At 69.2% G+C, this 16811-nt stretch carries 16 protein-coding genes and 1 pseudogene; 11 read left to right on the forward strand and 6 right to left on the reverse strand.

Translation table 11 applies throughout. The features are described from left to right. Nucleotides 1-118 precede the first annotated feature (118 nt). A complete protein-coding gene (fumC, locus tag EGT29_RS20845; RefSeq protein ID WP_124690771.1) occupies nt 119-1498 on the forward strand; it encodes a class II fumarate hydratase in 1380 nt (459 codons plus the stop codon). A gap of 237 nt (nt 1499-1735) precedes the next feature. Here fumC and EGT29_RS20850 read toward each other — a convergent pair whose 3' ends face one another. The 3 genes from EGT29_RS20850 to EGT29_RS20860 all read right to left on the reverse strand — a co-directional run bounded on the left by EGT29_RS20850 (nt 1736) and on the right by EGT29_RS20860 (nt 4535). Then, nucleotides 1736-3187: a DHA2 family efflux MFS transporter permease subunit gene (locus EGT29_RS20850; RefSeq protein ID WP_124690772.1), complete on the reverse strand. Its 1452-nt coding sequence runs from the start codon at nt 3185-3187 to the stop codon at nt 1736-1738. Between the two features lie 5 nt (nt 3188-3192). Further along, nucleotides 3193-3630 (reverse strand): MarR family winged helix-turn-helix transcriptional regulator, encoded by a 438-nt coding sequence (locus EGT29_RS20855; protein WP_124690773.1) that lies wholly within the window; start codon nt 3628-3630, stop codon nt 3193-3195. A gap of 116 nt (nt 3631-3746) precedes the next feature. Beyond that, nucleotides 3747-4535 (reverse strand): SDR family NAD(P)-dependent oxidoreductase, encoded by a 789-nt coding sequence (locus tag EGT29_RS20860; RefSeq protein WP_238160156.1) that lies wholly within the window; start codon nt 4533-4535, stop codon nt 3747-3749. Between the two features lie 88 nt (nt 4536-4623). Between EGT29_RS20860 and EGT29_RS20865 the strand changes: the two genes are divergently transcribed. Next, nucleotides 4624-4989: a DOPA 4,5-dioxygenase family protein gene (locus EGT29_RS20865; RefSeq protein ID WP_124690774.1), complete on the forward strand. Its 366-nt coding sequence runs from the start codon at nt 4624-4626 to the stop codon at nt 4987-4989. 6 nt (nt 4990-4995) lie between these two features. On the opposite strand, the gene EGT29_RS20870 is transcribed toward EGT29_RS20865, so the two are convergent. After that, complete coding sequence (locus EGT29_RS20870; protein ID WP_124690775.1) at nt 4996-6006, reverse strand: LLM class flavin-dependent oxidoreductase; 1011 nt, start codon at nt 6004-6006, stop codon at nt 4996-4998. Nucleotides 6007-6157: 151 nt separating this feature from the next. Here EGT29_RS20870 and EGT29_RS20875 point away from each other — a divergent pair, with 151 nt between their 5' ends. After that, the gene (locus tag EGT29_RS20875) at nt 6158-7135 is read left to right on the forward strand and encodes a tripartite tricarboxylate transporter substrate binding protein (protein ID WP_161567895.1); all 978 of its coding nucleotides are present in this window, start codon (nt 6158-6160) and stop codon (nt 7133-7135) included. 1 nt (nt 7136) lies between these two features. Then, nucleotides 7137-8243 (forward strand): NAD/NADP octopine/nopaline dehydrogenase family protein, encoded by a 1107-nt coding sequence (locus tag EGT29_RS28790; protein WP_124690777.1) that lies wholly within the window; start codon nt 7137-7139, stop codon nt 8241-8243. Between the two features lie 20 nt (nt 8244-8263). Here the strand turns inward: EGT29_RS28790 and EGT29_RS20885 are convergent. Further along, nucleotides 8264-9265 (reverse strand): annotated as a pseudogene (locus EGT29_RS20885) (LysR family transcriptional regulator); the annotation flags it as partial. Here EGT29_RS20885 and EGT29_RS20890 point away from each other — a divergent pair. From EGT29_RS20890 to EGT29_RS20900, 3 genes are all read left to right on the forward strand, one after another. Continuing rightward, nucleotides 9199-10173 (forward strand): asparaginase, encoded by a 975-nt coding sequence (locus EGT29_RS20890; RefSeq protein WP_124690779.1) that lies wholly within the window; start codon nt 9199-9201, stop codon nt 10171-10173. The pseudogene EGT29_RS20885 and the gene EGT29_RS20890 overlap by 67 nt on opposite strands. 165 nt (nt 10174-10338) lie before the next feature. Continuing rightward, nucleotides 10339-11322 (forward strand): tripartite tricarboxylate transporter substrate binding protein, encoded by a 984-nt coding sequence (locus EGT29_RS20895; protein ID WP_124690780.1) that lies wholly within the window; start codon nt 10339-10341, stop codon nt 11320-11322. Between the two features lie 9 nt (nt 11323-11331). Then, entirely contained in the window at nt 11332-12438 is a 1107-nt protein-coding gene (locus EGT29_RS20900) for a mandelate racemase/muconate lactonizing enzyme family protein (RefSeq protein WP_124690781.1), read from the forward strand. Here the strand turns inward: EGT29_RS20900 and EGT29_RS20905 are convergent. After that, nucleotides 12335-13324 (reverse strand): LysR substrate-binding domain-containing protein, encoded by a 990-nt coding sequence (locus EGT29_RS20905; RefSeq protein WP_124690782.1) that lies wholly within the window; start codon nt 13322-13324, stop codon nt 12335-12337. The genes EGT29_RS20900 and EGT29_RS20905 overlap by 104 nt on opposite strands. Before the next feature lie 102 nt (nt 13325-13426). Between EGT29_RS20905 and EGT29_RS20910 the strand changes: the two genes are divergently transcribed. From EGT29_RS20910 to EGT29_RS20925, 4 genes are all read left to right on the forward strand, one after another. Next, on the forward strand, nt 13427-14635 hold the full coding sequence (locus tag EGT29_RS20910) for an NAD(P)/FAD-dependent oxidoreductase (RefSeq protein WP_124690783.1): 1209 nt from the start codon (nt 13427-13429) through the stop codon (nt 14633-14635). A gap of 49 nt (nt 14636-14684) precedes the next feature. Beyond that, nucleotides 14685-15647: a tripartite tricarboxylate transporter substrate binding protein gene (locus EGT29_RS20915; RefSeq protein ID WP_124690784.1), complete on the forward strand. Its 963-nt coding sequence runs from the start codon at nt 14685-14687 to the stop codon at nt 15645-15647. A 68-nt stretch (nt 15648-15715) separates the two neighbouring features. After that, complete coding sequence (locus tag EGT29_RS20920; protein WP_124690785.1) at nt 15716-16396, forward strand: DUF2848 domain-containing protein; 681 nt, start codon at nt 15716-15718, stop codon at nt 16394-16396. A 26-nt stretch (nt 16397-16422) separates the two neighbouring features. After that, nucleotides 16423-16809, forward strand: coding sequence for a cupin (locus EGT29_RS20925; RefSeq protein WP_124690786.1), 387 nt, complete (start codon nt 16423-16425; stop codon nt 16807-16809). The last annotated feature ends 2 nt before the right edge of the window (nt 16810-16811 follow it).

Raw genomic sequence — 16811 nt, forward strand, 5'->3', positions numbered from 1 at the left:
GGCATCGCTCATCCTTTACCACAGTCGCTTGCAGGGACACAAGCCGATGCGTGGATGGCTTCTGCTAACCTGGAATCATCCAGGCCCGCAGGCCGGGCCGGCAGGCAAGGAGATGACCATGCAAACCCGTGTTGAAAAGGACACCTTCGGTCCGATCGACGTTCCCGCCGACCATTTGTGGGGCGCCCAGACCCAGCGATCACTGCAGTTCTTCGCGATCTCGCACGAGAAGATGCCCGTGCCGCTCATCACGGCCCTGGCCCAGGTCAAACGCGCCGCCGCCCGCGTCAACGCTGACCTGGGCCTGCTGGACGGCCGTACCGCCCATGCCGTCGAGGCGGCGGCCGACGAGATCATCGCCGGCCGCTGGCCGGACGAATTTCCCCTTAGCGTCTGGCAGACCGGCTCGGGCACGCAGGCCAACATGAACGTCAACGAGGTGCTGGCCAACCGCGCCTCGGAACTCCTGGGCGGCGAGCGGGGCGAGGCCCGGCTGGTCCACCCCAACGACCACGTCAACCGCGGCCAGTCGTCCAACGACGTGTTCCCCACGGCCATGCACGTGGCGGCGGCGCTGCAGATCCACGCCCGCCTGCTGCCTGCCCTGGCGCGCCTGCGCAAGACGCTGGGCGACAAGGCGCGGGCCTATGCCGACATCGTCAAGATCGGCCGTACCCACCTGCAGGACGCCACGCCCCTGACCCTGGGGCAGGAGCTGTCCGGCCACGAGGCCCAGTTGCTGCTGGCCGAGGAACAGATCCGCCACGCCCAGCGCAGCCTGTTGCAGCTGGCCATAGGCGGTACCGCCGTCGGCACCGGCCTGAATACCCATCCGGAGTTCGGCGCGAAGGTGGCCGCCGAGCTGGCCCGCGAAACCGGCCTGCCCTTCGAGTCGGCGCCCAACAAGTTCCAGGCGCTGGCCTCGCACGAGGGCCTGCTGTTCTCCCACGGCGCCCTCAAGACCCTGGCCGCCGGCCTGATCAAGCTGGCCAACGACGTGCGCTGGCTCGCCAGCGGCCCGCGCTCCGGACTGGGCGAGATCAGCATCCCCGAGAACGAGCCCGGCAGCTCCATCATGCCCGGCAAGGTCAACCCGACCCAGTCCGAGGCCCTGACCATGCTCGGCGCCCAGGTCCTGGGCAACGACGTCGCCATCAACATCGGCGGCGCCAGCGGCAACTTCGAGCTGAACGTCTTCAAGCCCATGCTGATCCACAACTTCCTGCAATCGGTCCGCCTGCTGGCCGACGGCATGGAAAGCTTCGAGAAGAACTGCGTGGCGGGCCTGGAACCCAACCGCGACCGCATCGCCGAACTGGTGGAACGCTCCCTGATGCTGGTCACCGCCCTCAATCCCCACATCGGCTACGACAAGGCCGCGCAGATCGCCAAGAAGGCCCACAAGGAAAACCTGTCGCTACGCGAATCCGCGCTGGCCCTGGGCTATGTGACGAACGAGCAGTTCGACGCCTGGGTCATCCCGAAAAACATGGTGTAGAGGCGAAGCCCCCCCCTACGCGCTTCGCGCGCCCCCCAGGGGGCGAAACCGGCGGACTGGCAAAGCCAGATCCGCGGTTTCCTGGGTCTAGGGAAACTATCTTGGATAGAAGCACGGTTGCTACCGCTGGCAGCCAGCGAAGCACCGGCGCCACCAACCAAGATAGCGGTACTAGACCCAGGATGCGGTGGATCCGGCTTTGCCGGTCCACCCGCATCGCCCCCTGGGGGGCGCGCGTCAGCGCGTAGGGGGGGGCTCCCGCTTTCCGCTGACGGCGGAACCGGCGTTGGCGGAAAGGCGGCTGAAGAAAAACACCGACATCATCATCGCGATGCCGATGACCAGGAAGCCGGGGATCACGTCGTAGGCATCGAGCGTGGTGGTACCGCGCGTGGCCATGCTGGCCTTGAGCGCGAAGGCGGCCACGGCCACGCCCAGGCTGATGGCCAGCTGCTGGACCGCGCTGGCCATGCCGGTGGCCCGCCCCATCTGCTCGGGGCCGATGTCGGCATAGGCCAGCGAATTGACCCCGGTCAGTTGCAGCGAGCGGAAGAACCCGCCCAGCAGCAGCACGATGATGATGACGGCATGCGGCGTGACCGAGGTGAACAGCACGCAGCCGATGATGGACGCCCCGGTCAGGAAGGCGTTGGCCACGAGCGTGCGGCGGAAACCGAAGCGCTTGATGATGGGGCTGGCGCTCATCTTCATCATCAGCGCGCCCAGCGCGCCGGCGAAGGTCAACATCCCGGCGGCGAAGGGCCCCATGCCGAACGCCACCTGCAATTGCATGGCCAGCAGGAAGGGCACGGCGCCGACCGCGAGCCGGCAGAGGTTGCCGCCCAGCAGCGCGATGGAGAAGGTCGGGATCTTCAGCAGGCGGAAATCCAGGATGGGGTGCGGCGAACGCTCCGCGTGCTTGACGTAAAGCAGCCCGCACACGCCGCCCAAGCCCAGCATCGCCAGCACCACGGGCGTCGACAGCACGCCATGGCCCACGGCTTCGAAGCAGAACACCAGCGTGCCCAGGCAGACGGCGGTCAGCAGGAAGCCGATGATGTCCAGCGGCTGCGGCTGGCCCGCCTCGGTATCGCGGATGTAGCGCAGCGCCAGGATCACGCCCAGGATGCCGATGGGCAGATTCATGAAGAAGATCCAGCGCCAGGAACCATACTCGACCAGGAAGCCGCCCACGGCGGGCCCGAAGATGGGCCCCAGCAGCGCCGGCATGCTGAGGAACGACATGGCGCGCACCAGTTCCGACTTGGACACGGTGCGCAGCAGCACGATGCGCCCCACCGGGACCATCATCGCCCCCGCGAATCCTTGCAGCATGCGGCCGGCCACCATCTGGCCCAGCGTTTGCGACAGACCGCACAGCGTGGAGCTGATGGTGAACAGCACGATGGCCGAGGCGAATACCTGGCGCGCGCCGAACCGGTCGGCGGCCCAGCCGCAGATGGGAACGAACACCGCGGCGCTGAGCAGATAGGCGGTGATCGCGACGTTGAGCCGGACCGGATCCTCGCCGAAGGAATGAGCCATGGCCGGCAGGGCCGTGGCGATGACCGTGGAGTCCAGCATCTGCATGAACAGCGCGCAGCCGACGATGAGCGGCACGACCATGGGGGCCAGCCGCTGCGTGATGCGGGCGATGAACGGGGAGTGATGGTTGGTGGACAAGGCCATGGCTGTCACTCCCCGAGATGCTGCAGGGCTTTGGCCGCGCGGCCGAGCGCGGCGCGGTCGTCGGGATCGAGCATGGCGATGCGGCCCGCCAGCCAGTCGGTGCGGCGCTTGCGCACCTCGGCCACCAGCTTGCGGCCAGCCGGCGTCACGGCCAGTCCGACGCGGCGCTTGTCCGTATGCAGGGTCTGGTCGCGCTGGATGTAGCCGCCGGCCTCGAGCTGCTTGACGTGATTGCTCATGCTGGCGGCGCGCATGTTCTCGCGATTGGCGAGATCGTTGACGCCTATGCCGGGCTCCTTGTCGATGGCCGAGAGCAGCATGACCATGAGCGGCGAGACGCCGAAGGCCTGGGTCTCGCGCCGCAGCAGCCTGTTCAGCCGCAGGATGGCCGGCCGCAATTGCGCGGCCAGGTCGATCGATTCGTTGCCGGTGGGGTCCAACATGGTCCTGGCGGGCGGGCGCGCGGGCGCTGCGCCCAATAAGTTAGTTAGTTGAACTAACTATATAGGCGGAGGCCGGGAATTGCAAGCCCCGCCGCGGGCCGGAGCCCGCGCCGCCGTCACATCACGGAGGATGCGCCGCCGTCCAGGTTGACGCTGGAGCCGGTCACGTAGCTGGCCGCCCCGGACGCCAGGAAGACGATGACGTTGGCGGCTTCCTCGGCCTCGCCCACCCGGCCCAGGGGGATGTCCTGGGCGAACTCGTGGTACAGGTCGTCGGCGTCGCGGCCCTTCGAGGCGGCGGCGCGCTCGTGCTGGCCGGCCTTGATCTTGCCGATGCAGACGGCGTTCACGAGGATGTTGTCGGCGGCGAACTCGCGCGACAGCGCCTTGGTCAGGGCCAACCCCGCCGCGCGCGACACCGAGGTCGGCATGGAGGTGGCGGCGGGCTGCTTGCCGCCTATGGTCGAGATGTTGACGATGCGGCCACCCCCTTGCTTCTTCATGTGCTGGACGGCCAGCCGCGAGCAGCGGATCGCCCCGTACAGCTTCAGTTCGAGATCGGCGTCCCAGTCGGCGTCGCTCATCTTCAGGAACGGGCCGCGCATCGAGGTGCCGGCATTGTTGACCAGGATGTCGATACGGCCGAAGTGATCCGCGACGGCCGTGAAGAACCGCTCGATCTCCTCGGGCCTGGAGATGTCCGTCGCCAGCCCGAAGACATCGCCGCCCTTGGCCCGCAACAGCTCCACGGTGGCCGCCAGCTTGTCGGCGCTGCGCGCGCAGATCGCCACCCGGGCGCCCTCTTCCACGAACTTCAGCGCGGCCGCCAGGCCTATGCCTGCCGTCGCGCCGGTCACCACCGCCACTTTTCCTTTCAATCCCAGGTCCACTTGTCGCTCCGTCACATAGAATCGATACAGGGCTCGGCCACCGCCGCGCCTTCTTCTCTTTCATTCACCACCGCGGTCCGCACCGCCATCCAGGCCAGAAGCCATGCAGGCAGACTCCTACGACACCGGCATCATTCGCGCATTCCATGCCCATGTCTACTACGACCCCGCCGCCACCCGCGACGTGGCCGCGATCGTGCGCGAGGAAGCCGTCGCGCGCTTTCCCCTGCGCGCCGGCCGCTGGCACGACGTGCCCGTCGGCCCGCATACCCAGGCGATGTATCAGTTGCTGTTCGACCCCGCCGTCTTTGCCTCGCTCGTGCCCTGGCTCATGCTGAACCGGCGCGGCCTGGACGTGCTGGTGCACCCGGACACGGGACTTCCGCGCCGCGATCACCTGGTCCACGGATTCTGGCTGGGCAAGGTGCTGCCGCTGAAAGCCGAGCGCCTGCCCGAGCGGGACGACTGACCAGCCTCACGCCGCGTTTTCCAGCCACCCCAGCCGCGCGCCGGCGGCGGCGGCGATCTCGAACGAACGCAGGCGCGCGGCGTGGTCGTAGACCTGGGCCGTCACCATCAGCTCGTCGGCCCCGTGCCGGCGCGCGAATTCGTCCAGGCCGGTTTCGACGTCTTCCGGCGTGCCCACCACCGCGCAGGACAGCGAACGCTCGATGTGCGCCTTCTCGGCGCCGCTCCAGATTTCCTCGATGTTGTCGACCGGGGCGTTCAGCTTGCCGGGCGTCCCGCGGATCAAGTTGACGAATTGCAGCTGCAGCGACGTGAACAGGCGGCGCGCCTCGTCCGGGGTGTCGGCGGCGACCACGTTGATGCCCAGCATGACATAGGGGCGCCGCAAGGCCTCGGAAGGCTGGAAGCGCGTGCGGTACAGATCCAGCGCCGCCGTCAGATAGCCCGGCGCGAAGTGCGAGGCGAAGGCGAACGGCAGCCCCATCTGCGCCGCCAGTTGCGCGCTGAAAAGGCTGGACCCCAGCAGCCACAGCGGCACGTCCAGTCCGCCGCCGGGCACGGCCTGCACCGGCTGCCCCGGGCTCGGCGCCTGGAAATAGTGCTGCAGCTCGGCCACGTCCTGCGGGAAGCGGTCGGCGGTATCGCCCTGCCCCCGGCGCAACGCGCGGGCGGTGGCCTGGTCCGACCCGGGCGCGCGGCCCAGGCCGAGGTCGATGCGGCCCGGATACAGCGAGGCCAGCGTGCCGAACTGTTCGGCGATGACCAGCGGCGCGTGGTTGGGCAGCATGACGCCGCCCGCGCCCACCCGGATGTGGGTGGTGCCGGCGGCCACGTGGGAAATCACGAGCGCCGTGGCGGCGCTGGCGATGCCGGGCATGTTGTGGTGCTCGGCCAGCCAGTAGCGGCGATAGCCCCAGCGCTCGGCGTGCTGCGCCAGGTCGAGGGTGTTGCGAAAGGCGTCGGCGGCCGTGCCGCCGGCGCAGATGGGTGACAGATCCAATACGGACAGTGCGGTCATTCTGCTCTCGTGCAAGGGTTGCGCCCACCGGGGAAGCGGGCGATGGCCACGCTGCGTTAACCCTGGGTTGACGAGGCTTGAAAAGACGTCGCTCGTCAGGCGGGAAGGCGCTCAATACACTCATCGTACCCTTCACCCCGGACTCCCTTCGATGAAAACCTTACCCGCCATAAGCCTATGGGCCGCGCTGGCCGTCGCCTTTGTCCCGGCCGCCCACGCGCAGTCCGGCGCTTATCCCTCCCGGCCCGTCAAGATGGTGGTCGGGTGGTCTCCTGGCGGCGCCACCGATCTGCTGGCCCGCATGGTCTCCACGGAACTGAGCCTGCAGCTCGGCCAGCAGGTGGTGGTGGACAACCGGCCCGGCGCCAACGGCACCATCGGCCACGCCCAGGTGGCGGCCGCCCCGGCCGACGGCTATACGCTGATCCTGGCCACCAACAGCACCTACGCCATCGCCGAGCACCTGTACAAATCGCTGCCCTACCGGAACGAACGCGACCTCGCCCCGGTCTCGCTGCTGGCCTCGAGCCCGCTCATCCTGGCGGTGCGTCCCACGCTGGAGGCATCCGGCGTGAAGGATCTGCTGGCGCTGGCCCGCAAGCAGCCCGGCCGCCTGAACGTCGCCTCGGGCGGCAACGGCTCGACCAGCCACCTGGCGGCGGAGCTGTTCATGAGCCTGACCGGCATTTCCATGACGCACGTGCCCTACAAGGGCGGCGGCCCGGCCAACAACGCGGTGGCCGCGGGAGAAGTCGACGCGGCCTTCCTGGACCTGGGCGTGGCCCTGCCCTTCGCCGCCGCCGGCCGCCTGAAGGCCATCGCCGTGACGGGCACGGCCCGCTCGCCCCTGCTGCCCGAGGTTCCCACCGTGGGCGAATCCGGCGTCCCCAGCTTCGAGTCGACGACCAACTTCGCGCTGTTCGCGCCGACGGGCACGCCGCGCCCGATCATCGACCGCCTGCACCAGGCCGTGCACAAGGTGCTGTCGGGCAACGACCTGCGCGACAAGCTGCGCCGCCAGGGCGTCGAGATCGTCGACGGCTCGCCCGACGAGCTGCGCCGCGCCGCGGCCGCGGAAAGCGCCAAGTGGGCCCGCATCATCCGCGAACGCCACATTTCCCTGGACTAGGATGGCATCGCATTCCCACCCCGCGCTCGACGTCGCAGTCGTCGGCGCCGGGCCCATCGGCTGCGCCACCGCGGCCTATCTGCTTCGTCACGGACACCGTCCCTTCCTGTGGTCCCCCACCGCCGCCCGGCTCGAGCGCCGCGGCGGCATGGCGCGCATCGCCTGCACCGGCGCCCTGGACGGCGACGTGGAGATCGAGCTGCTGGCCGCGCCGGAACGGCTGGCCGGGTTCGACACCGTAATCGTCTGCCTGCCGGGCAATGCCTATGCCGACGTGCTGGGACGGCTGACGCCGGTGTGGCGCGACGGCCAGACCATCATCGTCAGCGGCGCGCTCAGCCTGGCGCCGCTCTGGCTGCGCGAGCGCGCGGCGCGGCGCGGCTGCGATCTGCACGCCGCGGGCTGGGCCACGACGCCCACGACCGCGCACTTCCTGCCCGACGGCCGGCTGCACGCCAATCCGCTGCGCCATCGCATCGACATGGCCTCGACCGGAGCGGGCGACCGCATCCTGGCGCTCTGCGCCGCCCTGCTGGGTGACCGCTTCGTCGATGCCGGCGACCTGCTGGCGCCGACGCTGGCCAACATCAACCCCATCGCCCACGCCGCCGAGGTCATCCCCAACCTGACCCGCATGGACCGGGGCGAGGACTGGCCGCTGTTCGGCTGCTTCACGCCGGTGGTCGGCCGCCTGGCCGCGGGCCTGGACCGGGAACGCCTGGCCACCGCCGCGGCGCTGGGCTTCGCCCTGCCCACGCTGGCCGAGCACTACAGCCGCTCCTACCATATCGAGGCCGGACCGCTGCACGAGATGGCCGCCGCCATCCAGGCGCGCGGCATGGGTCCCTCGGGCCCCGCCCGCCTGGACCACCGCTACGTGCTGGAAGACGCGCCCTTCGGCCTGGTGTTCCAGGAAGCGCTGGCGCGGGCGGCGGGCGTGGAGTCGCCGCTGCTGTCGGCCTGCATCGACATCCTGGAGGCCGCCTATGCGCGCGATTTCCGGGCCGAGAACTTCCTGGTGGACGAACTGGGGCTGGCCTCGGGCGACGTCGCCGCGCTGCGCAGCCGCTGCGCCGCCTCGCGCAGCGCCGACACGCCGCCGCGATGAGCGCCGCTGAAGCGATAGACCATCGCGATGGGGACCGGCGCGGGCAGGTCCTCCATGCCGATCTCCACCAGGGTCCCGCGCCGCAGGCGATCCTCGATCACGCAGCGCGCCGCCAGCGTCACGCCCAGCGACTGTTCGGCCAGTTGCAGATTGGTGATGGCATTGGTGGATTCGATCCGGGGCACGATGGGCGCCAGGTCGTGGTGCAGCATGACCTGCTCCACCATCATGCGGGCGTTGGTCGGCCGCGGCGGCAGTATCCAGGCCTCGTCGCGCAGCGACCGCCACGCGTGGCGCCGGCGGCGGTCAGCGGCCAGCGGATGCGCCGGCGCGCACACCACGGTCCATTCCTCGGTCCCTATCTGTTCGATCACGAAACCGTCGGGCCTCAGCCCGCCAAGCTCGGACGGCGTGTTCATCGTGACCAGCACGTCCAGGTCGCCGGCCTCCAGCTTCTGGCACATGTCGGCCAGGCGGCCCTCGACGATGCGCACGGGCGGCAGGCCGCCGTGGGCCGCCAGGTCGCGCAGCAGCCGGGGCACCAGCGTCCAGGCGATGAAGGGCGGCGCGCCCAGCCGTATGCCCTGGTCGGCCGGCATGCCGTGCGCGGCCAGCTCGTCGGCCAACTGGGCCACCTCGCCCAGCAGCACCCGCGCGCGCTGGACGATCAGGTCGCCGGCAGCGGTCGTGACCACGCCGCGCGGCAGGCGGTGGAAGATGGCCGTGCCGAACAGGGCTTCCACCTCGCGCAGGCCCTTGCTGACCGCCGCGGTGCTCAGGTGCAGCCGCTGGCCCGCCGCCCGCATGTTGCCGGCATCGGCCAGGGTGCTGATGAGTTCGAGCTGGCGCATCCTGAGCGCGGCCAGCAAGCGGTGTGTCGCATCGTGCATACGGATCGTCCTGACAGGCGGGCGCGGCTGCGCGCCCCCACGCGAGCATACTCCGCGGAGGCCGCATGACGCGCCGGATACCCGCCGTGCGCATCCTGGCCACCGGCGGCACCATCGCCGGCGCCGCGCCATCGCCTCGCGATACCAGCGGCTACCGCGCCGGCGCCCTTCCGGTCGATGCGCTGCTGGCCGCCCTTCCCCCGCAGGACGACATTCGCCTGGACGCGCGGCAACTGGCCTCGCTGGACAGCAAGGATGCGCTGCCCGGTTTCTGGCAGATGCTGGCCCGCGAAGTCGGGCGGGCGCAGGCGGACCCGGATGTCGACGGCGTGGTGCTGACCCACGGCACCGACACCCTGGAGGAGACGGCCTGGTTCCTGCACCTGACGCTGGCCCTGGCCAAGCCGCTGGTCATTACGGGCGCCATGCGCCCCGCCACCGCGGCCTCCGCCGACGGCCCCATGAACCTGCTGCAGGCCGTGCAGGTGGCGGCCTGCCCGCAGGCAGCGCGGCATGGCGTAATGGCCGTCCTGAACGGCCAGATCCATCACGCCCGCCATCTGCGCAAGGCGCACACGCATCGCGTGGACGCCTTCGACAGCGGGGAAGCCGGGCCCGCCGGTTTCATCCAGGACGGCCGCGTGGGCTGGTTCTGGCCGCCCCGCCGGCCCGCGGCGCGCTTCGCGCCGGATGCGCCGCTCGCGCCGGTGGACATCCTGTTCGACTATCCCGGCATTTCCACCTCGATGGTCGAAGCGGTCCTGCGCGGCGGTGCGCGCGGACTGGTCTGGGCCGGCTACGGCAACGGCTCGATCAGCGGCCGCATCGAACCGCTGCTGCGCGAGGCCGGCCGGCAGGGCCTGGCGATCGTGCGTGCCACCCGCTGCGGCGCCGGCCGGGTCGGGCTGCCCGGCGGCGGCTTCATCCAGGCCGCCGGCCTGGACCCCTACAAGGCGCGCATCACACTGATGCTGGCGCTGGGCGCCGGCACCCCGCCGGCGGCCGTGCAAACACTGTTCGACACTCTCTCCTACGAATGAACGATGCGGGCGGGGGCGCCCGGGGTTTTCCCCAGCGCCTCTTCGTTGAAAATGGCAACTTGCTACGGTATAGTTGATAAAATCCATAGTTGATTTAGACAACAATCTGGCTTTTCCCCGGCAAGGACGGCAAGTCCCCCGGACAGCCGCCATCGAGGAGACAGCATGAAGACCCGTTTCGCCCTTCAATTGGGAGCCGTCGCGGCTGCCGTGGCGACAACGCTGCCCGCGTGGGCGCAAAGCGAATCCGCGGCCAACTACCCCTCGCGGCCGATCCGCATCATCGTTCCCTACACGCCCGGCGCGATCAATGACGTGCTGGCGCGCCGCGTCGCGCAGCAACTGTCCGAAGCGCTCAAGCAATCGGTCGTCGTCGAGAACAAGCCCGGCGGCGGCACCGTCATCGGCACCGAGTACGTCGCGCGCGCCGAACCCGACGGCTACACCCTGCTGCAAACGGCGGCTTCCCATTCGATCAATCCCAGCCTGGTCGCCAAGCTGCCCTACGATTCGATCAAGAGCTTCAGCTTCATCACCCTGGTGGGAACCTCGCCCTACGTGATGACCGCCACACCCAGCCTGCCCGCCAACACGGTCCCCGAACTGATCGCGCTGGCCAAGTCGCAGCCGGGCAAGATCTCGTACGCATCGACCGGCAACGGCGGCAGCGCCCACCTGATGGGCGAACTGCTCAAGGACATGGCCCACGTCGACCTGATGCACATCCCCTACAAGGGCCTGGCACAGGGCCTGAACGACGTCGCCAGCGGACAGGTGCAATTGACGTTCAGCACCTACACGGGGGCGATGGCCTACCTGCAACCCGGCCGCGTGAAGGCGATCGCCGTCACCGGCAAGGAACGCATGTCGGTACTGCCCAACGTGCCCACCATCGCCGAAACCCTGCCCGGCTACGATGCCTCGGGCTGGTGGGGCTATGTCGCGCCAGCCGGCACGCCCAAGCCCATCGTCGACAAGCTGAACCGCGAATTGAACAAGATCGTGCAATCGCCCGAGTTCAAAGAGCACTTCAAATCCCAGGGCGTCGAGATGCTGGGTACCACGCCGGAGGAATTCCGGACCCACGTCGAGCGCGAGATGGAGACCTGGCGCAAGCTGATCAAGAAAGCCAACATCACGATGGGCTGACCTTCCGCCATGAAGATCGCCCGCTGGTCGCTGGATTTCTATCGCCTGGCCTACCGCCGCCAGGTGGTCTGGGCCAACGCGGTCGAAGACGCGGGCATCTACGCCCTGCTGCGCATCGAATCGGACGAGGGCCTGGCCGGGATGGCCGAAGGCACGGTCAAGGCGACCTGGTCCGGCGTCTCGCCGGCCTCGCTGGCCGCGGCTTTCCGGGATCTGGTGATGCCGGCGGCGGTTGGGCTGGACGTCTCCGATCCGGCCACGCTGCGCCAGGCGCTGGCTCCCCTTCCGGAAAACCGCCTGGCCAAGGGCATGCTGGAAACCGCCTGCTGGATGCTGCGCGCCGCCCGCGCCCGGCAGCCGCTGTGGCAACTCTGGGGCGGCACGCCCGAGGTCGAGGTGACCTGGACCGTGACCCGCCAGCCCCCGGAAGTCATGGCGCGCGAGGCCGCCGGCGCGGCCGAGCGCCATGGCATACGCGCGTTCAAGATCAAGGGCGGACAAGGCATGGACGTCGACCAGCGGGCGCTGCGCGCCATACGCCGGGCGGTGGGCGACGGCGCGGTCTTCAACGTGGACGCCAACTCGGCCTATGCGCCGGACGAGGCCGCGGCCTACCTGCGCCTGCTCGAGGACGAAGGGGTCGAGACCGCGGAAGACCCCTGCCCGCTGCGCCCGGATACCCACTTCGAGGCCTTGCAGCGCGGCACCCCCCTGCCCATCCTGGTGGACAGCCCCTGCGCCACGGCCGCCGATGCGGCGCTGTTCCTGGAACGGGGCGCGCGCTCGCTCAGCGCCAAGCCCGGGCGCATAGGCATGACAGAAACACTGGCCATCGGCAAACTCGCACATGACTACGGCGCCCGGATCGCCACCGGCATCTATGCGGAAAGCGCGCTGGGCACCCTGATCAACCTGCAGCAGGCCGCGGCCGTACCTGCCGCCGACAGCGCCTTCGCCGCGGAGCAGACCTTCTTCCTGACGTTGGCCGAGCAGATCGTGCCCGCCGAGCCGCTCATCCGGCGCGGCCGCGTGGCACTGCCGTCCTCGCCTTGCCTGGACGACTGGATAGACCGCGAGCGGCTGGAGCGGCATCGCTTGCCCGTGTCTGTTTCCTGAGGGATTCGGTCTGCGCCTGCAGCCAGGCGCGAAAAATCGCCAGGGCCGGGTCGCCGGCATTTTCCACCGGATAGGCGAAGTAATAAGAGCCTTCGCTGCGCACCGCCAGATCCGACAACACCCTGAGCTTGCCCGACCGCAGCTGGTCGCCGATCAGGAAACGCGGCAGCAGCGCCACGCCCAGGCCCGCGCAGGCGGCGCTGATCAGCATGGACTGGATCTCGAAACGCGGTCCGCGCATGACGTTGACGTCGGCCAGCCCCGCCGCCGCGCACCATTGGCGCCAGGCCTCGGGGCGAGTCATCAGGTGCAGCAGCCGGCAGCCCACGATGTCGCGCGGACCGAGCGAGGCGGCACCGCGCAGCAAGGCCGGGCTGCCCACCGGCAGCAGCACCTCGTCGAACAGGTGGTCGACGCCGGCGCCGGGCCAGTCGGGCGCGCCGAAATACAGGGCACCGTCCAGCGCGCTTTCGCTGAAGAAGAAGCGCGTGCTGCGCGCGCTGACGTGCACGGTGGCACCGGGCTGGCCATCGTAGAACGAGGCCAGCCTGGGCACCAGCCACTGCGACCCGACGGTGGGCAACGCGGCGATCTCGAGCACCACGCCGCCGCCTTCATGTCCCATGACTTCCTGCGTGTCGCGTTCGATGCGTTCTATGGTCTGCATCACCCGCTCGCCATACATGGCGCCCGCGCGCGTCAAGGAAATGCGCTTCTTGATGCGATGGAACAGCCGCACGCCCAGTTGTTCTTCCAGCAGCGAGATCTGCCGCGACACGGCGCTTTCGGTCAGCGCCAGCTCGGCCGCCGCGCGGGTGATGCTGAGGTGGCGGGCGGCCGCCTCGAAGGCGGTCAACGCACCGATGCTGGGCAGCCTGCGTCGCATTGGATCATTCCAAAAACTCAAGATGTGTCCAGAATAAATCGTTTGTCGGGCCTCGGACAAGACTCCTAGGATGTCTCCCGTTCCTCCACATTCCTGCAAGCCATGACCGCAAACAACGAACGAGTCCTGATCGCCGGCGCCGGCCCGGTGGGCCTGGTGGCCGCCAACGTGCTGGCGGATGCCGGCATACCCGTGACGGTGTTCGAGGCCGAGGCCAGCCTGCCCCAGACCTTGCGCGCCTCCACCTTCCAGCCGTCGACGCTGGACCTGCTTGCCCGCCTCGATATTTCGAAATTACTCATCAACATGGGCCTGGTGGCCCCGCGCATGCAATACCGCGATCGCCAGGGCTGGGTGGCCGAGTTCAACTTCGGCGCCATCGGCGGCGAGACCGCGCACCCCTACCGCCTCCAGTGCGAGCAGTTCAAGCTGAACGGCCTCCTGGTCGACCGCCTGGCGCGCATTCCGCATGCCGAGGTCCGCTTCGACGCGCGCGTGACGAACGCGCAGCAGGACGCGGACGGCGTGACGCTTACCGTCCAGCGCGCGGACGGCGCCGAGACGACGGAACGCGGCACCTGGCTGATCGGCGCCGACGGCGGCCGCAGCGCGGTGCGCGACCTGGTGGGCGTGGTGCTGGAAGGCTTCACCTGGACTGAACGCTTCCTGGTCGCCAGCACCCCCTTCGACTTCGCCGACGTCATTCCCGGCCTGGCCGAAGTCAGCTACTTCGCGGACCCCGAGCAGTGGTTCTTCCTGCTGCGCGTGCCCGGCCTGTGGCGCGTGATGCTGCCGGTGGGCGCCGACGAAACCGACGCCGACATCCTGTCCGACGCCAGCATCCAGCGGCGCCTGCAATGCGTGCACCCGAACCCGGCCGGCTACACCATCGAGCACCGCACCATCTATTCCGTGCACCAGCGCGTGGCGCCGCGCTACCGTGTGGGCCGGGCTTTTCTGGCCGGCGATGCGGCCCACCTGAACAATCCGCTGGGCGGCATGGGCATGAACGGTGGCATACATGATGCTTTCAACCTGGCCGACAAGCTCGCCCGCGTGTGCCTGGGGCAGGCCGACGACGCACTGCTGGACCGGTACGAGGCGGAACGCCGGCCCGTCGCGCTCGACTACGTGAACAAGATCACCATCGCCAACAAGAACAACCTGGAGACGCGGGACGAAGCGCGGCAGAAGACCTGGCGCGAAGAGATGACCCGCACGGCCGGCGACGGGCAACTGGCCAGGGAGTACCTGTTGAAGGTGTCCATGATCAGCAGCCTGCGGCGGCCGGAGATGCACCAGGGAGCCTGACCCGCCGTATGCGCTCCCCTTCCCACCAATCCTCCATCGGGAGTTCAGCATGTTCAGCAAATTCGCACTAGGTACCCTCCTCGCGCTGGCGTCGGCCACGGCCTGGGCCGATCCGTACCCCAGCCGCCCCATCACCATCGTGACGCCGTTTCCGCCGGGCAGCACCAGCGACATCATTCCCCGCCTGCTGGCGCCCCACGTCTCGAAGGCCCTGGGCACCACGGTCGTCGTCGAAAACCGTGCCGGCGCCAACGGCTCGCTGGGCGCGGCGAAAGTGGCGACCTCGCCCGCCGACGGCTATACGCTGCTGATGGCCACGACGGGCGTGCTGGCCATCAACCCCTGGGTGTACAGCAAGCTCGCGTACGCGCCGGCCAAGGACTTCGACCCGGTCATCAACGCCGCGTCCACCCCCAACCTGCTGGTGGCCCACCCCGGCATCGCGGCGTCCAACCTGAAGGAACTGGTGGAACTGGCGCGCAAGCGCCCCGGCGAACTGACCTTCGCCTCGGCCGGCAACGGCAGCACCAGCCACCTGTGCGGCGAATCGCTGAAGGCGGCCACCGGCGTGGACCTGGTGCACGTGCCCTACCAGGGCCCGGCCCCGGCCATGCAGGACGTCTTGAGCGGCCGCGTGGGCCTGATGTGCGACAACCTGTCGAACGTCCTCCAGTACGTCAAGAGCGGCCGCCTGAAGGCCATCGCGCTGACCGCCAAGGAACGCAGCCCGCAGGCGCCGGACATTCCCACCTCGGCCGAGGCCGGATATCCCGACGTGCAGGCCGGCAACTGGTACAGCTTCGTCGCGCCCGCCGGCACGCCGCGCCCCGTCGTCGACCGGCTGAACGCCGAGTTCGCCAAGGCCTTGCACGACCCCGCCGTCACGGCCCGGCTGGAATCGCTGGGACTGACCATCATCGCCGACAAGCCCGACGAGTTCCGCGCCTTCATCGCGCAGGAATCGGCCCGCTGGCAGAAGGTGGTCAAGGCCGCCAACGCCCAGCTGGACTGACGCCGGACCGATCCGGCCGCGCATGCCACGGCATGCGCGGCCGCCACGCTTTTCCCGATGGAAACACGATGCTTCTGAACTTCATCACCGGCGCGGGCACGGTCCCGCGCGACACCGCCATCTCGCACGCCGTCATCGCAGGCTGGACCGGTCGCGACCGCGAGGCCATGGAAAAACACATCGCCGAACTGGAGGCCCTGGGCGTCCCGCGCCCGGCCGCCACGCCCATGTACTACCGCGTCGCCGCGTCGCGCCTGACCACTCGCGACCACATCGAGGTCAGCGGCACCGACTCCAGCGGCGAGGTCGAATTCGTCATGCTGCGCGCGGGCGGGCAGTTGTGGGTGGGCATAGGCTCGGACCATACCGACCGCAAGGTCGAGACCATGGGGGTGGCGATCTCCAAGCAGTTGTGCGAAAAACCCATAGGCGCCGACTGGTGGCTGTTCGACGACGTCGCCCCGCATTGGGACCAGTTGCTGCTGCGCGCCTTCATCGAGGAAGACGGCCGGCGCGTGCCCTACCAGGAAGGCCCGGTGTCGGCCATGCGCCATCCGCTCGACCTGATCGCCGGCTACGCCGACGGCGCGGGCGCCCTGCCCGAAGGCGGCGCCATGTTCTGCGGCACGCTGCCGGCCCACGGCGGCATCCGCCACTCGGCCCGCTTCGATTTCGAATTGCACGACCCCGTGCTGGACCGCACGCTGCGCCACGGCTATCGCGCCGAGGCGCTGCCGGTGGCCGGCTGATCCCGTTTCCCATCAGGAGCCCCCCTATGCCCGTGAACAAACTGCACGACGAATTCCATACGCTGGACATGGAGAATGGCTGGCAATTGCCCGAGGGCTACGACCCCGCCTCCGGCGCCCGCGAGAAGATCCTGGCCGGCGCGCTGGACGTCCTGAACAAGCGCGGCAGCCGCACGCGCCTCTTGCGCTTCCCGCCGGGCCTCCACACGCGGGAGGCCATCGTCCACGACCATTGGGAAGAAGTCTTCCTGGTCTCCGGCGACCTGACGGTGGGCAATGACGCCGACGGCAACGGCGGCACGCCGTTCTCCGGCTACACCTACGCGGTGCGCCCGCCCGGCGCCTGGCACGGCCCCTTCAAATCGAACGGCGGTTGTCTCCTTCTGGAAATACACTATTACGACCCCGCCTGAAC

Source organism: Pigmentiphaga sp. H8 (assembly GCF_003854895.1).
GTDB lineage: Bacteria > Pseudomonadota > Gammaproteobacteria > Burkholderiales > Burkholderiaceae_B > Pigmentiphaga.

Coding starts and splice junctions, on each gene's coding strand:
- fumC (WP_124690771.1), top strand. CDS start 119: ATGCAAACCCGTGTTGAAAAGGACACCTTCGGTCCGATCGACGTTCCC.
- EGT29_RS20850 (WP_124690772.1), bottom strand. CDS start 3,187: ATGGCCTTGTCCACCAACCATCACTCCCCGTTCATCGCCCGCATCACG.
- EGT29_RS20855 (WP_124690773.1), bottom strand. CDS start 3,630: ATGTTGGACCCCACCGGCAACGAATCGATCGACCTGGCCGCGCAATTG.
- EGT29_RS20865 (WP_124690774.1), top strand. CDS start 4,624: ATGCAGGCAGACTCCTACGACACCGGCATCATTCGCGCATTCCATGCC.
- EGT29_RS20870 (WP_124690775.1), bottom strand. CDS start 6,006: ATGACCGCACTGTCCGTATTGGATCTGTCACCCATCTGCGCCGGCGGC.
- EGT29_RS20875 (WP_161567895.1), top strand. CDS start 6,158: ATGAAAACCTTACCCGCCATAAGCCTATGGGCCGCGCTGGCCGTCGCC.
- EGT29_RS28790 (WP_124690777.1), top strand. CDS start 7,137: ATGGCATCGCATTCCCACCCCGCGCTCGACGTCGCAGTCGTCGGCGCC.
- EGT29_RS20890 (WP_124690779.1), top strand. CDS start 9,199: ATGACGCGCCGGATACCCGCCGTGCGCATCCTGGCCACCGGCGGCACC.
- EGT29_RS20895 (WP_124690780.1), top strand. CDS start 10,339: ATGAAGACCCGTTTCGCCCTTCAATTGGGAGCCGTCGCGGCTGCCGTG.
- EGT29_RS20900 (WP_124690781.1), top strand. CDS start 11,332: ATGAAGATCGCCCGCTGGTCGCTGGATTTCTATCGCCTGGCCTACCGC.
- EGT29_RS20905 (WP_124690782.1), bottom strand. CDS start 13,324: ATGCGACGCAGGCTGCCCAGCATCGGTGCGTTGACCGCCTTCGAGGCG.
- EGT29_RS20910 (WP_124690783.1), top strand. CDS start 13,427: ATGACCGCAAACAACGAACGAGTCCTGATCGCCGGCGCCGGCCCGGTG.
- EGT29_RS20915 (WP_124690784.1), top strand. CDS start 14,685: ATGTTCAGCAAATTCGCACTAGGTACCCTCCTCGCGCTGGCGTCGGCC.
- EGT29_RS20920 (WP_124690785.1), top strand. CDS start 15,716: ATGCTTCTGAACTTCATCACCGGCGCGGGCACGGTCCCGCGCGACACC.
- EGT29_RS20925 (WP_124690786.1), top strand. CDS start 16,423: ATGCCCGTGAACAAACTGCACGACGAATTCCATACGCTGGACATGGAG.